This window comes from Kluyvera sp. 1366, from assembly GCF_054823405.1.
The window spans coordinates 96,920-112,236 of record NZ_JBTRDW010000006.1 but is presented as its reverse complement, the minus strand read 5'-3'; the positions used below and the strand labels follow the sequence as shown (position 1 = coordinate 112,236).

Sequence of the window (15,317 nt, the reverse complement as noted above, 5' to 3'; positions counted from 1 at the left end):
ATGCAACAGCCTCAACATGACGTGATCATTGAAACCCGTAACGTGTCGCGCATCTATCCCGGCGTCACCGCGCTGGATCAGGTCAATTACCGCGTTTATCGCAACAAAGTTAACGTGCTGATTGGCGAAAACGGTGCCGGCAAATCAACCATGATGAAAATGCTGGCGGGCGTGGAGATCCCGTCATCCGGCGAGATTCTGCTGGACGGCGCAGCGGTGTCGCTGAGCTCCACGCATCAGGCGGAAAAACAGGGCATCAGCATTATTTTTCAGGAGCTGAACCTGTTTCCCAATATGAACGTGATGGACAACATCTTCATGGCCAATGAGTTTTTCCAGCGCGGCGTGATCAACGAGAAGTATCAATATTCGCTCGCCAAAGCGCTGCTGGAACGGCTGGAGCTGGATGTCGATCCCTACGCGCCGCTGGCTGAACTCGGTATCGGCCATCAGCAGCTGGTGGAGATCGCCCGCGCGCTGTCCAAGGACACGCGTGTATTGATCATGGATGAACCGACCAGCGCGCTCAGCCAGTCAGAAGTGAAAGTGCTGTTCAACGTCATCGACCAGCTTAAACGGCGCGGCGTCACCATTATCTATATCTCACATCGGCTGGAAGAGCTGATGGAGATTGGCGATCACATCACCATCTTCCGCGACGGACGCTTCATCAGCGAACGCGAAGTCCGCGACGCCTCGATTCCGTGGATCATCGAGCAGATGGTGGGCGACAAGAAGAAACACTTCGATTATCAACCGGCGACGCAGGGTGAAACGGTACTCAGCGTCAACGGGCTGACCGCGCTGCATCAAAACGGCGGTTACAAGCTCAATGATGTCTCTTTCTCGCTGCGAAAAGGCGAAGTGATTGGCATCTACGGTTTGCTGGGCGCCGGGCGCACTGAGTTGTTCAAAGGGTTGATTGGCATGATGCATTGTCAGTCGGGCAGCGTCAGTCTGAACGGCGAAGCACTGGAGAAGCGCAGTTTCCAGCAGCGACTGAAAAAAGGCATCGCGCTGGTGCCGGAAGATCGTCAAACCGAAGGCGTGGTACAGCTGATGTCGATCACCGCCAACATGACGCTCAGCGATCTCAGCCTGCGGGGTTTCCGCCGCTGCTGGCGCAAGCTCAATCCGCACAACGAGCAGCGCCGTGTGGATGAAATGATTGGCCATCTCGCCATCAAGGTCAGTGATCCCGAGCTGCCGATCACCTCCTTAAGCGGCGGCAATCAGCAAAAAGTGGTGCTGGGCAAAGCCCTGATGACCGGGCCGCAGGTGGTGCTGCTGGATGAGCCCACGCGCGGCATTGATGTGGGGGCAAAAACCGATGTTTATCACCTGATTGGCAACCTGGCGCAGCAGGGATTGGCGGTGATGTTCTCCTCCTCCGAACTGGATGAAGTGATGGCGCTGGCTGACCGTATTCTGGTGATGGCGGATGGTCGCATCACCGCCGATTTACCGCGCGCGGCGGCGACGCGCGAAGCCCTGATTAGCGCCTCAACGCCACATGATTGAGCCCGCTGGAGAGTAAAACGATGAATCAAAAATACCTGATCTATATGTACCTGCTTAAGGCGCGTACCTTTATTGCCTTGCTGATCGTGGTGAGTTTCTTCAGCTTTATGGTGCCTAACTTTCTCACCACCTCCAACCTGCTGATCATGACGCAGCATGTGGCAATTACCGGCTTGCTGGCGATTGGCATGACGCTGGTGATCTTGACTGGTGGCATCGATCTTTCGGTCGGGGCGGTGGCGGGCATATGCGGCATGGTGGCGGGTGCGCTGCTCACCAACGGCGTACCGCTATGGGGCGGCAACGTACTGTTTTTCAACGTGCCCGAAGTGATTCTGGTGGTGGCGCTGTTCGGCGTGGCGCTGGGATTGATTAATGGCGCGGTGGTGACGCGACTCGGCGTAGCGCCGTTTATCTGTACGCTCGGCATGATGTACGTGGCACGCGGCGCCGCGCTGCTGTTCAACGATGGCAGCACCTACGCCAACCTTGTCGGCACGCCAGCACTGGGTAATACCGGCTTCGCCTTGCTCGGTTCGGGTTCGATATTGGGCGTGTATATCCCAATATGGATGATGCTCGGCTTCCTGCTGCTGGGGTTGTATCTGACGCGTAAAACACCGCTGGGTCGTTACATCTATGCCACCGGTGGCAACGAATCGGCGGCGCGCCTGGCGGGTGTGCCGATTATTAAGGTCAAAGTGTTTGTCTACGCCTTTTCCGGCTTGTGCGCCGCGCTGGTCGGTTTGATTGTGGCGTCGCAGTTGCAAACCGCGCACCCGATGACCGGCAACATGTTCGAGATGGACGCCATCGGTGCCACGGTGCTGGGCGGCACGGCGCTGGCGGGCGGACGCGGTCGCGTTTCAGGCTCGATTATCGGTGCTTTTGTCATCGTGTTCCTCGCCGATGGCATGGTGATGATGGGCGTCAGCGATTTCTGGCAAATGGTGATTAAAGGCCTGGTGATTGTCACTGCGGTGGTGATCGATCAGTTCCAGCAAAAATTACAAAGTAAGGTGGTGCTGCTGCGCAGACATGAAAAAAAGCAGCAATCGGCCGCCCTGCCTGAAGCGACACATGGATAACAGGAGGCAATATGACACGCGATTTTAGTGGAAAGACGGTGGTGATAACCGGCGCCTGCCGCGGCATTGGCGCGGGCATTGCAGCGCGTTTTGCCCGCGACGCGGCGCGTTTGGTGATGGTGTCGAATTCGGAACGCGTCTTCAGTACCGCGCAAGCCATCGAACAGCAGTTTGGCAGTGAGGTTCTGGCGCTGCAGGTCGATGTTACCGATGAAACGGAGGTGCAGCAGCTTTATCAGCAGGCGGCTGAGCGCTTTGGCAGCATTGATGTGTCGATTCAGAATGCGGGGGTGATTACCATCGATCGTTTCGATGCGATGCCCAAAAGTGACTTCGAGAAGATCCTTGCGGTGAACACCACGGGCGTGTGGCTGTGCTGCCGGGAAGCGGCGAAATATATGGTGAAACAGGGCAGTGGCAGCCTGATCAACACCTCGTCCGGTCAGGGACGGCAGGGTTTCATTTATACGCCGCACTATGCCGCCAGCAAGATGGGCGTGATCGGTATTACTCAAAGCCTGGCGCTGGAGTTGGCGCCGTGGCATATCACGGTGAATGCCTTCTGTCCGGGCATCATCGAGAGTGAAATGTGGGACTACAACGATCGCGTGTGGGGCGAGATCCTCAGCAGCGATAAAAAGCAGTATGGCAAAGGCGAACTGATGGCCGAATGGGTGGAAAACATCCCGCTTAAACGCGCAGGGCAGCCGGAAGATGTCGCTGGCTTGGTGGCTTTCCTCGCCTCTGACGATGCGCGCTATATCACCGGGCAGACCATCAATGTGGATGGCGGTTTGATTTTCTCCTGATAGTTCGCTTTTGGGTCGCCATTGATGGCGTCATGCTAAACACTAAGCCTCATGGTCGCACCTTCCGTAGCGGCGTGATTCATCGCGCAATGCCGATCACTAAAGCGCTGTATCAAATCTCCGCACCTTCAGTAGCGGCGCGATTTATCGCGCAATGAATTGCGCCGCTACAACATATGCTCTCGGTAATTAGGGGTTTCATATTTTAACTGACGAGCATTACGCAATGCATTGCGCCGCTACAATGTGCGCGCTCAATGATTTGAGAGGTCATCTCTTGATGGGCAAGCAGGGCACAACATATTGCGTCGCCTGCTTACCTACATTCTGATTTTTTCGTTTTCTGCCTTAATCGAAACCAGACATGTCCGGCACTTGCATCAGAATATGCTAGGGTAGACTTATGCAGTTTTGTGAGCCACCTCTAATTCTGAACCGGGTCGAACCCTATTTTTAGCTATGTTATTTACTTTGTTATCACCTAAAAGCGTGCGTTATCTCTCTGGTTTTTCACTACTTGCCGCATCCGCGCCTGCGCTGGCGTTGATCTCTGACACTAAACTCGCCGATGCGCCGTTTAGCGATCCCACACGTTTCCAGAAAATGGCCGATCAGTTGCCTGCATTGGGTTACCAGGATGAAACGGAAGCGTTCAACAAAAAACTGGCGACCATTGCCAAAAGCATTGGTGAAGCCAGCCAGAACAGTACGGACGACAATGCCCTTGGCCAGCAGGCTGGGCTGTGGGCCTTTAACCATTTCCGCGATGAAGTGGGTAATCGACTGGTTGATGAAGGTCAGTCGCTGTTGTCACCGTATGGCAATGCTCAAATCGATTTCAATGTGGATATGGAGGGCAATTTTGCCGGCAGCGGTGCGTCGCTGCTGACACCCTGGGCGGATAACTATCGCTATCTGACCTTCAGTCAGGTCGGCTTTCATCAAACTGATGATGGGCTGGTCGGCAATGCTGGCCTCGGGCAACGTTGGGTGGCAGGAAAATGGCTGCTGGGCTATAACGGTTTTGTCGATCGCATGTTCAGCAGTGGCCTACAGCGCGCTTCGCTGGGTACCGAAGCGTGGGGCGATTATCTGCGCTTCTCCGCCAACTACTATACGCCGCTCTCAGGTTGGCAGGATCGCAATCCCTTCCAGCAGCAGCGCATGGCGCGCGGCTATGATTTCACCACGCAAGGCTATTTGCCGCACTATCGCCAACTCGGTGCGTCAGTAAGCTGGCAGCAATATCTGGGCGATAACGTCGATTTGTTTAGCTCCGGCAACCGCTACCATAACCCATCGGCGTTGACCTTTGGCGTCACCTACACGCCGGTGCCGCTGGTAACCTTATCCGCCAGCCATAAAACCAGCGACAGCGGTGAGAGCCAGGATCAGCTCGGCTTGCGTCTTAACTATCGCTTTGGCGTGGCGCTCAGCCAGCAGCTGAGTCCGGATAACGTAGCGGCTGCGCACTCACTGCGCGGCAGTCGCTACGATAACGTGACGCGCAGCTATACGCCGGTGCTGGAATATCGCCAGCGTAAAACGCTGTCGGTGTTTCTCGCTACGCCGCCGTGGCAGCTGAATGGCGGAGAAAGTTTGCCGCTGAAACTGCAAATCCGTAGCACCAATCCGATCGCTAAAGTGATGTGGCAGGGCGATACCCAGGCGCTGAGCCTGACGCCGGGTGCCAATCCCAACGATCCACAGGGTTGGAGCGTGATCCTGCCCGCGTGGGATAGCTCGCCGGGTGCGCATAACAGCTATCGCTTGTCGGTGGTGTTAGAAGACAGTAAACAGAATCGCGTTACTTCAAACGAAATCGTCCTGCAATTGCAACCGCCGTTCTCACTGGATCAGGGCGATGATGATCGCTTTGATCTGATGGCGCCGTAATCGCCTCGCACCAATAAAAAAGGGCAGCTTTCGCTGCCCTTTGCGCATATTCAGCCGACACTAGCCGAACAGCCATGAGGGTATTGCCACTTAGAACTGGTAAATCAGACCCACAGCGGTGACATCATCAGAAGCGATGCCCAACGCATTGTTATCTTTTAACAGGTTGATCTTGTATTCAGCATAAACAGACATGTTTTTGTTGAAGTAGTAGGTTCCACCGACAGCGACGTATTTGGTGAGATCGACATCACCAATATTTTCAATCTCTTTGCCTTTCGATGAAACATAGCCGATTGAAGGACGCAGTCCGTTAATGAACTGATACTGCGCAACGGCTTCAAAGTTGACGGCTTTGTTAGCAAAGCCACCAGTGATTGGGGTTGCGTTGAGCGTTTCGCCGTACATGGTTGCCAGGTAAATCTGGTTAGCATCGTATTTCAGGCCCGTGGTCCAGTGCTGTGCTTTCTCGCCTTCGCCACGTAAGGCCTGGTTCTGCGTATTGGTACGATCCAGGCTCGCGTAAGCGCCAACCACGCTCAGACCGAAATCGAAATCATAAGAAGTGGAGAGCGCGAAGCCATCACCATTCGAACGGCGTACGGCAACGTTTGCATCGTTACGATCGTTTTTACCTTCGTACTGTGCAGCAACGTTCCAGCCTTTCACCAGACCGAAGAAATCTTTGTTGCGCCAGGTCAACACGCCACCTGAGCGGCTAGACAGGAACCCATCAGAGTAACCTTGATCGCCACCAAAGAAGGGCAGCATATCGGTGTAACCCAGCACGTCATAAATCAAACCGTAGTTACGACCGTAATCGATCGAGCCGAACTGACCAAACTTCAGGCCAGCAAAGCCCAGGCGGGTTCTGTTACCGCTGTTGGCATCGCTGCCTTCAGAGTTGCTCAGGCTGTACTGGTACTGCCATTGACCGTAGCCGGTCAGTTGATCGTTGATCTTGGTTTCGCCTTTAAAACCAATACGGGTATAAGACGAGGTATCACCATTTGACCCTTCGTTATCGGAGAACAGATGCGAGACGTTAATTTTGCCAGTCAGGTCCAGCTTGTTGCCATCTTTGTTATAGATTTCGGCGGCCTGAGCCGAAGAAAGTCCCAGCAGTAAAGGCATCACTGCTGCCAGTAAGGAGCGCTTCATCATTTAATTTTTACCCTGTGATATTTTTTAATTTTGTCCCCATCTGCGGGGTGAAAAGAAAATGACACAAAAGGTTCAAGATCGACAGTGCAATATATGTAACTAAATATTTCTCGTTAACTTTTTGTGTGATTTTTAATCTTAAATTCCATTATGTGGAATTTTGTATTGGTTAAACTTATCCATAAGACAACATGTGTAATGATGATTTTAATATTTATGCCTATGATTTTATTGAATAACTTTAAATTTAAAGATGCGTAAATAAAATCAGTAGCTTGTTCGTGAAATAGCACAAGCCTATGCATTATTGTTCAATAACAAATATCTGAATCCAGCTAATCATTAGCAGAGTAATTATCGGCTTCATGGCTTTGTGTCCTTTTATTTCTGTTCTGATAATAACCCTGGTCACAAAATGTTATTTAGCTTTTCGCTTAACAATGAACTGGCGAAATAATATTCAATTCAGTGAGGGAAATGTTAAAACCCGATTAATTCGCGCCATGCTAAATTTGCACCGCGCTATCACTTTCCTGCACCAATCAGGCACATTGCGCCCCAAAAAAGTGCGTTTATCGCATTAATTTGGCGAAATATTTCCTGCCCGATCACAAAAGCAATATTTCATTTTGCCGATGCATAAATCCGCTAAATAAATTACTGCTATTCAGCCTGCATCAGACTGATATTCACTTTTTATGCAATTAAAGTGAATATCAGTACCTGTTAAGTTATTGATATTACGTAGTGATAAGACGGTTATGCATTTTTGCGGCTGGCTGGCACGCTATCTGCAATATACAGTAGAGCTGCCACTTAACATTTTTAACAATTTCAAAACAAAAGGCTTCACCGGGTGTGGAGCAGGAGAAAGGGCTATGTCACTGCAGGTTTCACGTCAGAATTTCGATCAATGGATGATGCCAGTTTATGCACCCGCGGCTTTTATTCCGGTCCGCGCGGAAGGTTCAACGCTGTGGGATCAGCAAGGCAAAGAGTATATCGATTTTGCCGGTGGCATTGCGGTTAACGCATTGGGACATGCGCATCCGGCGTTGCAGCAGGCGCTAATCGAACAGGCCGGCAAACTGTGGCATACCGGTAACGGCTACACCAATGAACCGATCCTGCGTCTCGCCAAGCAGTTGATTGATGCCACTTTTGCCGATCGCGTGTTCTTCTGTAACTCCGGCGCTGAAGCGAATGAAGCGGCGCTGAAACTGGCACGTAAAACCGCACACGACCGTTTCGGTGCTGAGAAAAATGGCATCGTTGCTTTTAATAATGCTTTCCACGGTCGCACGCTGTTTACCGTGACAGCAGGCGGACAACCGGCCTATTCCCGGGATTTTGCGCCGCTGCCACCGGCGGTCGAACACGCTAATTTCAACGATCTGGCCTCGGCGGCCGGGCTGATCAATGACCGAACCTGCGCGGTGATCGTCGAGCCGATTCAGGGTGAAGGCGGCGTCCTGCCAGCCGATCCCGCTTTCCTGCGCGGACTGCGTGAACTCTGCGACAAACATCATGCGCTGCTGATTTTTGATGAAGTGCAAAGCGGCGTGGGTCGCACCGGTTCGCTGTATGCCTATATGCATTACGGCGTGACGCCGGATGTATTGACCACCGCCAAAGCGCTGGGTGGCGGCTTCCCGATTGGCGCAATGCTGACGCGTGAAGATCTGGCGCAGGTGATGGGCGTGGGCACACACGGCACCACCTACGGCGGCAACCCGCTGGCGGGCGCAGTCGCGGGTAAAGTGATGGAGCTGATTAATCAGCCGGAATTTATGGCCGGCGTGGCCGAGCGTCATCAATGGTTTGTTACGGCGTTGCAGGAACTGAACAAGCGTCTGCCGGTATTTAAAGAAGTGCGCGGGTTGGGTCTATTGATTGGCGCCGTGCTAAACGACGATTTCGCCGGTAAAGCCAAACAGTTCAACCTCACCGCGGCCGAAGAGGGCGTAATGGTGCTGATAGCAGGTGCCAACGTGGTACGTTTTGCGCCAGCGCTGAACATCAGCGAGCGCGAAGTTAAAGAAGGTTTGGCGCGTTTCGAACGTGCCTGTGAACGCGTGCTCAAAGGAGCCACATCATGATGGTGATTCGCCCCGTCGAACGTGACGATCTCTCGCAGTTGTTGTCGCTGGCGGGCAAAACCGGGGGTGGCTTAACCTCGCTGCCCGCGGATAGCGAAACGCTTAAAGCCCGTATTGAGCGTTCGCTGCTCACCTGGCAAGGCGCGTTACCGCCTGCCGAACAAGGCTATGTGTTTGTGCTGGCCGACAGCGAGGATAATCGCGCCGTCGGCATTTGCGCCATCGAAGCGGCGGTGGGTTTGCAGGATCCCTGGTACAACTTCCGCGTTGGCACACAGGTGCACGCTTCGAAAGAGCTGAACGTGTATGCCAGCCTGCCGACGCTGTCGCTGAGCAACGATCACACCGGCAGCAGCGAACTCTGCACGCTGTTCCTCGATCCCGGTTACCGCGATGGAAAAAATGGCCATCTGCTGTCGAAATCGCGCTTTCTGTTTATGGCCAACTTCCGCGACCGCTTTATGCAACATGTGGTGGCGGAGATGCGTGGCGTCAGTGATGACAATGGCCACTCGCCATTCTGGGACAGCGTCGGCAGCCGCTTCTTCTCGATGGAGTTCAGCAAAGCCGACTTTCTGAGCGGCACCGGGCAAAAAGCCTTTATCGCCGAGCTGATGCCCAAACATCCGCTCTACATTCATTACCTGTCTGAAGCGGCGCAAAAAGTGATTGGCGAAGTCCATCCGAAAACTGCGCCCGCGCGTGCGGTGCTGGAGGCGGAAGGTTTCCGCTATCTCAACTATGTCGACATCTTCGACGGCGGCCCGACGCTGGAGTGCGAAATCGATCGCATTCGTGCCATTCGCAAGAGTCGCCAGTTAACCGCTGAGAGCGGTGCAGCCGATGAAAGCTGGCCGCTGTGTCTGGTGGCCAACGCGGATTACCAGCATTTCCGCGTGGCGCTGCTGCCGGTGGATATGACATCCGGCACGGTAAAACTGACTGAAAGCCAGCGCGCGGCGCTGCATTGCAACATTGGCGATCAACTGCGTGTGGTCACGCTGTGTCGCGAGGAGAAAAAAGCATGACGCATTTTATTCAAGGTCAATGGGTGACCGGCGGCGCTGACGCCCTGAGCAAACACAATCCGGTAACCGGCGAAACGCTGTGGCAGGGCAAAGCGGCATCGGCAGCACAAGTGGCTGCGGCCTGCGAAGCGGCGCGCGCGGCGTTCCCGCAGTGGGCGAGAAAACCGTTTGCGGAGCGTCAGGCGCTGGTGGAAGGGTTTGCCCGTTTACTTGAAAGCCACAAAAACGCGCTGGCGGAAACCATCGCCCAGGAAACCGGCAAGCCGCGCTGGGAAACGCTGACCGAAGTGCAGGCGATGATCAACAAAATCGCCATCTCGATTAAGGCCTATCACAGCCGCACCGGCGAACAGGCCGATGGAGAGAGCTCGCTGCGCCATCGTCCGCACGGCGTGTTGGCGGTGTTTGGTCCGTATAATTTTCCCGGCCATCTGCCGAACGGCCATATCGTGCCAGCTCTGCTGGCGGGTAACTGCGTGGTGTTTAAGCCGAGCGAGCTGACGCCGCTGACGGCGGAGAAAACCGTGCAGCTGTGGCAGCAAGCCGGTTTACCAGCGGGCGTAATGGCGCTGCTGCAAGGCGGTCGTGAAACCGGCCAGGCGCTGGCCAATGCGTCGCAAATTGATGGCCTGCTGTTTACCGGCAGCGCCGCCACCGGCTATCACCTGCATCGTCAGTTTGCCGGGCAGCCAGAAAAAATGCTGGCGCTGGAGATGGGCGGCAACAATGCGTTGATTGTTGAAGATCCTTCTGATCTTGATGGTGCGGTACACATCGCCATTCAGTCGGCCTTTATTACCGCTGGACAGCGCTGCACCTGTGCGCGTCGTCTGCTGGTGAAGCGCGGTGCGGCGGGCGATGCCTTCCTGCAGCGTTTGGTTGAGGTCAGTGCGCGCTTGCAGCCTGGCGCGTGGGATGCCGAACCGCAGCCGTTTATGGGCAGCGTGATTTCCCCTGCCGCCGCTGGACATATTTTTGCCGCCTGGCAGCAGCAGGTGGAAAAGGGCGGGAAAGTGTTGCTCGGCATGCACTGGCCGGACCGCGACAGTGCCATCATCACGCCGGGCATCATTGATGTGACCGAAGTGAAAGATTTAGCGGATGAAGAAGTCTTTGGTCCGTTGCTGCAGGTGATTCGTTACGACAGCTTCGAGCAGGCGATTGCTATCGCCAATAATACCCGCTATGGCTTGTCGTGCGGTCTGATTTCGCCGCAGCGCGCGCAGTTTGATCAGCTATTGCTGGAGGCGCGCGCCGGTATCGTTAACTGGAACAAACCGCTGACCGGCGCGGCCAGCACCGCCCCCTTTGGTGGCATTGGCGCATCCGGGAATCATCGTGCCAGCGCGTGGTACGCCGCCGATTACTGTGCATGGCCAATGGCGTCGCTGGAGAGCCCAAGCCTGGCGCTGCCGGGCAGCTTAGCGCCGGGCCTCGATTTCTCCGTGCAGGGGGCGAAATAATGCAAGCATTTGAAGCGAACTTTGATGGGCTGGTCGGCCTGACACATCATTACGCGGGATTGTCGTTTGGTAACGAAGCCTCGACGCGCAATCAGCTGCAGCCCTCAAACCCGCGTCTGGCGGCGAAGCAGGGTTTGCTGAAGATGAAAGCGCTGGCGGATATGGGCTACGTACAGGGCGTGATCCCGCCGCACGAACGTCCTAATCTGCCGCTGCTGCGCCAGCTCGGCTTTGGCGGCAGCGATGAGCAGGTGCTGGCGCAGGCGGCGAAGCACGCGCCGCAGCTGCTGTCGGCGGCCAGCTCAGCCTCAGCGATGTGGGTGGCGAATGCCGCCACGGTGTCACCGTCGGCGGATAGCGCCGATGGTCGCGTGCATTTCACCGTCGCCAATCTGAATAACAAATTCCATCGCGCCATTGAGGCGCCGGAAACTGCCGATCTGCTGCGCGCGATTTTCCGTCATCCGCAGCACTTCTGCGTGCACGATGCGCTGCCGCAGGTGGCGCAGTTTGGTGATGAGGGCGCGGCCAATCACAATCGTTTCGGCAGTGATTACGGTGATGCGGGCGTGCAGCTGTTTATTTATGGCCGTGATGGTCAGCAGCAGGGCGCAACGCCAGCACGTTATCCAGCGCGTCAAACGCGGGAAGCCAGCGAAGCGGTGGCGCGGTTGCATCAGCTCGATGCGCAACGCACGCTGTTTGCTCAGCAAAATCCAGCGGTGATTGATCAGGGCGTGTTTCATAACGATGTGATTGCGGTGAGCAATCAGCAGGTGCTGTTCTGCCATCAGGATGCCTTTGTGAACCAGCCGCAGTTGCTGAGTGACATCGCCGCCCGCGTTAGCGGTTTCCAGCCGATTGAAGTGCCGCGCGATAAAGTATCGGTAACCGATGCGGTCAATACCTATCTGTTTAACAGCCAGCTGTTGCAGCGCGCCGACGGCGGTATGCTGCTGGTGCTGCCAGAAGAGTCACGCCAGCATGCGGGCGTGTGGCGTTATCTCACTGAGCTGGTGGAGAGCGGCGGGCCAATCCGTGAACTGAAAGTTTTCGATCTGCGTGAAAGCATGTTTAACGGTGGCGGTCCGGCCTGTTTGCGTCTGCGCGTGGTGTTAACCGAAACCGAGCGTCAGGCGCTGAATCCGGCGGTACTGATGAACGATCGCCTGTTTGCTACGCTCAACGATTGGGTGGATCGCCACTACCGCGATCGCTTAACTCAGGCCGATTTAGCCGACCCGCAACTGCTGCGTGAAGGGCGCACCGCGCTGGATGAGCTGACGAAGCTGCTAGACTTAGGCAGTGTCTACGCGTTTCAGCGTTAACGCCGGGGTGAGAGGTTCGCCCCACGTCGTTAAAAAGGAGTGAACATGCAGGATTTTTTACAGCAGACCTTGTCTGGTGAGCCGCCACAGCAAAGAGAGGGCAGCAACGATCATCTCAGTTGGCAATGGCATAACGAGGGACTGATGTCCCTCACGCCGCATACGCCCACACAGCAGGCGCTGGTGCTCTCTGCGGGCATTCACGGCAATGAAACCGCGCCGGTTGAGATTCTCAATCTGTTGCTGACGCCACTCTTAAAAGGCGAGAAGCCGCTGGCAGTGCGCTTACTGGTGATTTTGGGTAATCCCGCCGCGTTGCGCAGCGGCAAGCGCTATCAGCAACATGATATCAATCGCCTGTTTGGTGGACGCTGGCAGCAGGTGGCCGATGTACCCGAAGCGCAGCGCGTGCTGCAGCTGGAGCAGGAGCTGGAGAGTTTCTGGCGCGCCTGTCTCGATCATGAAGTGCGCTGGCACCTCGATCTGCATACCGCGATTCGCGGCTCGTATCATGCGCGTTTTGGCGTGATGCCGCTGAATCCCAATCCGTGGCCCGAGGCGTTTATGCACTGGCTGGCGGCGGCAGAAATGGAGGCGCTGGTGTTCCATCGTTCACCGGGCGGCACCTTCACCCATTACAGCTGCGAGCACCATAATGCGGCGAGCTGCACGCTGGAGCTGGGCAAGGCTTTGCCGTTTGGTGAGAACGATTTAAGTCAGTTTGCCGGCGTGCAGCGGGCGCTGGCGGCGTTGCTGTATGGCGATGCCTTACCGGAGGTGCGTGAACAGCCACGCCATTATCGCGTGGCGCAACAGCTGACCCGGCACGGCGATAAGTTTGTGTTGCACATGGGGCCGGAGACGCTGAACTTCACCGCTTTCCCGCAGGGCACGCTGCTGGCGGAGGAGGGTGACCGGCGTTACTACGTGCAGCAGGCGCGCGAGTATGTGCTGTTTCCCAATCCGAATGTCGCGCCAGGATTGCGCGCGGGGCTGATGCTGGTGGAGGAGAATGAACAGACGCAGGCGTTGGCGTTGTGATTTTCCCTCACCCTAACCCTCTCCCGCAGGCGGAGAGGGAACCGAACGAGCGAATATTTGGATTGAGTGACATGTGGCAGCGTTTCCCTCTCCCTGTGGGAGAGGGCCAGGATGAGGGCATCAACGCGCCGACATTTCCCTTCCTGAAAACCGACAATACCGTTACACTCCTCCTTGATTCCTGCGTTTTTCCCTTGATTGTCATAAACTTTTTCAATTCCTCACGCATTTCTTCTCTTTCTCTCCATGATTGCCTGATCTCTGTCTTTTATGCTTTCAGGGCTTTACTCAGCCTCTGAGTAGTTGACGTTCAGCGTCGTATGCTTGTTTCCGAAGACGCGACACAGGCTGTCGTCATTAAACTGATAAGTAAGGACAATATTATGCGTAAATTAACTTCTGTGTTCCTGGCTACCGCAATGGCTTTTGGTGCTGCAAATATCGTCCATGCAGCGGCAGACAACCTGACTCCGCCGCCAGCAGGCAGCGAAAAACCGATGCATAAGCCGCCGATGCGCCACCACGGTATGGAGATGATGTTTAAAGGTCTGAACCTGACCGATGCGCAGAAAGCGCAGATCAAAACGATTCTGCGTGATGGACATAAAGAGATGAAACGCCCGTCGCTGGAAGAGCGTCGTGCCGACCATGCCATCATCGCTTCCGATACCTTTGACCGTGCGAAAGCCGAAGCGCAGGCTGAGAAGATGACGGCGAATGCCAAAGATCGTGCGCTGCAGATGATGGAAACCCAGAACAAGATCTACAACGTGCTGACACCAGAGCAGAAGAAACAGTACAACGCGAACTTTGAGAAGCGCTTAACCGAGAAAGGCCCGCACGATGGCAAAACGCCACCACCGCCGGCTGATGCTGAATAAGTTCTTTCGCTAACGGAATAGAGACCGCCGGGGTTGTCCATCGCATCTGATGCTTTGGGCAACCTCGGCGGTTTTGTTTTACAGCTCGATCAGCGGAAACACACCAGAAAGCAGCGGACGGCAGAGAATTTTGTAGCCGTCATGATCAAAGCCGTGCGAGGCGCGCTGCAGCTGGCGCGCTTCGGCCTCGCTGCTGACCGATCCCAGCCAGAACCAGTGATCGATCACATGGATTTGCGTAATGTTTGTCCCCGTTTCCACCATGCCAACCGGGCCTTGCCACGGCCAGCATTGAATGCGCATCTGCTCTAATGCCGCATGCAGGCGCTGCTGATGCTCAGCAACCGACTCGTTACCACAGCAGGCACCGGCGCAGCGTTTTAGTGCAGCGCGAAAACAGCCGCGTCCCGGACGCAACGACTCCAGCCCCAGCAAGCCGTGGCACAAGCGCTGCTCATCGGCGATGGCTTTTAGCTTCTCCAGCGCGGCAAAGCGACTGCGAAACAGGCCATAAAGATTGGGCGAGCGGGAGAAGTCGAGATCCTTTGCATACACCACCTGCGGCGCACCGTCGCCCAGCTGCAGCGAACAGAGCTGGCGGTTCTTACGCAGGCGCTTATTAAACAGCGGCTGTTGCGTTTTGATCATCTGCGCTTCCAGCAGCTGCGCGCCGACGTCGCCAGCGGTGGGGATCCAGGTGACGCGCCGCGCCTGACGCAGCATCTTGGCTTCATCCGGCGCCCGGAAATGCGCCATCACCCGACTGCGCAGGTTGACGCTTTTGCCGATATACAGCGGCAGATTTTCGCTTTCACCGTGAAAGGTATAGACGCCCGGCTGGTTGGGTAAACCTTCCAGCCACTGACGTAGATGTTCGGGATATTGATAGATGGCTGCCGCATCGAAATCGAGGCGGTGGCTGGCTGCACGTCTGACCAAAGCACACTCCAATTACTGGTTGTCCATCCAGTGTATCAAACTGTGCTTTTTCTCGCCAGT

General features: G+C 55.4%; 13 protein-coding genes. 11 read left to right on the top strand and 2 right to left on the bottom strand.

Annotation, left to right across the window (positions count from 1 at the left end):
- The 5 genes from ACVLVH_RS14675 to ACVLVH_RS14655 all read left to right on the top strand — a co-directional run bounded on the left by ACVLVH_RS14675 (position 1) and on the right by ACVLVH_RS14655 (position 5,314).
- On the top strand, positions 1-1,521 hold the full coding sequence (locus tag ACVLVH_RS14675) for a sugar ABC transporter ATP-binding protein (RefSeq protein WP_101764598.1): 1,521 nt from the start codon (positions 1-3) through the stop codon (positions 1,519-1,521).
- 20 nt (positions 1,522-1,541) lie between these two features.
- Positions 1,542-2,609, top strand: a complete 1,068-nt coding sequence (locus ACVLVH_RS14670) for an ABC transporter permease (protein ID WP_101764597.1) — start codon at positions 1,542-1,544, stop codon at positions 2,607-2,609.
- An 11-nt stretch (positions 2,610-2,620) separates the two neighbouring features.
- Positions 2,621-3,418, top strand: coding sequence for an SDR family oxidoreductase (locus ACVLVH_RS14665; RefSeq protein WP_462062814.1), 798 nt, complete (start codon positions 2,621-2,623; stop codon positions 3,416-3,418).
- Between the two features lie 32 nt (positions 3,419-3,450).
- The gene (locus ACVLVH_RS14660) at positions 3,451-3,576 is read left to right on the top strand and encodes a hypothetical protein (protein WP_271459885.1); all 126 of its coding nucleotides are present in this window, start codon (positions 3,451-3,453) and stop codon (positions 3,574-3,576) included.
- 301 nt (positions 3,577-3,877) lie between these two features.
- The gene (locus ACVLVH_RS14655; protein WP_192233611.1) at positions 3,878-5,314 is read left to right on the top strand and encodes a YchO/YchP family invasin; all 1,437 of its coding nucleotides are present in this window, start codon (positions 3,878-3,880) and stop codon (positions 5,312-5,314) included.
- 90 nt (positions 5,315-5,404) lie between these two features.
- Here ACVLVH_RS14655 and ACVLVH_RS14650 read toward each other — a convergent pair whose 3' ends face one another.
- Complete coding sequence (locus ACVLVH_RS14650; RefSeq protein WP_280172729.1) at positions 5,405-6,478, bottom strand: porin; 1,074 nt, start codon at positions 6,476-6,478, stop codon at positions 5,405-5,407.
- 878 nt (positions 6,479-7,356) lie between these two features.
- On the opposite strand from ACVLVH_RS14650, the gene ACVLVH_RS14645 reads away from it, so the two are divergent.
- The 6 genes from ACVLVH_RS14645 to spy all read left to right on the top strand — a co-directional run bounded on the left by ACVLVH_RS14645 (position 7,357) and on the right by spy (position 14,318).
- Positions 7,357-8,577: an aspartate aminotransferase family protein gene (locus tag ACVLVH_RS14645; RefSeq protein WP_222181873.1), complete on the top strand. Its 1,221-nt coding sequence runs from the start codon at positions 7,357-7,359 to the stop codon at positions 8,575-8,577.
- Positions 8,574-9,605: an arginine N-succinyltransferase gene (gene astA, locus ACVLVH_RS14640; protein WP_498949613.1), complete on the top strand. Its 1,032-nt coding sequence runs from the start codon at positions 8,574-8,576 to the stop codon at positions 9,603-9,605. The genes ACVLVH_RS14645 and astA overlap by 4 nt, the downstream gene beginning before the upstream one ends.
- Positions 9,602-11,068, top strand: a complete 1,467-nt coding sequence (astD, locus tag ACVLVH_RS14635) for a succinylglutamate-semialdehyde dehydrogenase (protein WP_498949611.1) — start codon at positions 9,602-9,604, stop codon at positions 11,066-11,068. Before astA ends, astD begins: the two co-directional genes overlap by 4 nt.
- A complete protein-coding gene (gene astB / locus ACVLVH_RS14630; protein ID WP_110866004.1) occupies positions 11,068-12,396 on the top strand; it encodes an N-succinylarginine dihydrolase in 1,329 nt (442 codons plus the stop codon). The genes astD and astB overlap by 1 nt, the downstream gene beginning before the upstream one ends.
- 45 nt (positions 12,397-12,441) lie before the next feature.
- Positions 12,442-13,437 (top strand): succinylglutamate desuccinylase, encoded by a 996-nt coding sequence (gene astE, locus ACVLVH_RS14625; RefSeq protein WP_101764588.1) that lies wholly within the window; start codon positions 12,442-12,444, stop codon positions 13,435-13,437.
- Between the two features lie 383 nt (positions 13,438-13,820).
- Complete coding sequence (gene spy / locus ACVLVH_RS14620) at positions 13,821-14,318, top strand: ATP-independent periplasmic protein-refolding chaperone Spy (RefSeq protein ID WP_137385657.1); 498 nt, start codon at positions 13,821-13,823, stop codon at positions 14,316-14,318.
- 78 nt (positions 14,319-14,396) lie between these two features.
- Here the strand turns inward: spy and cho are convergent, their stop codons facing one another.
- Positions 14,397-15,257, bottom strand: coding sequence for an excinuclease Cho (gene cho, locus ACVLVH_RS14615; protein ID WP_101764586.1), 861 nt, complete (start codon positions 15,255-15,257; stop codon positions 14,397-14,399).
- Between the last annotated feature and the right edge of the window lie 60 nt (positions 15,258-15,317).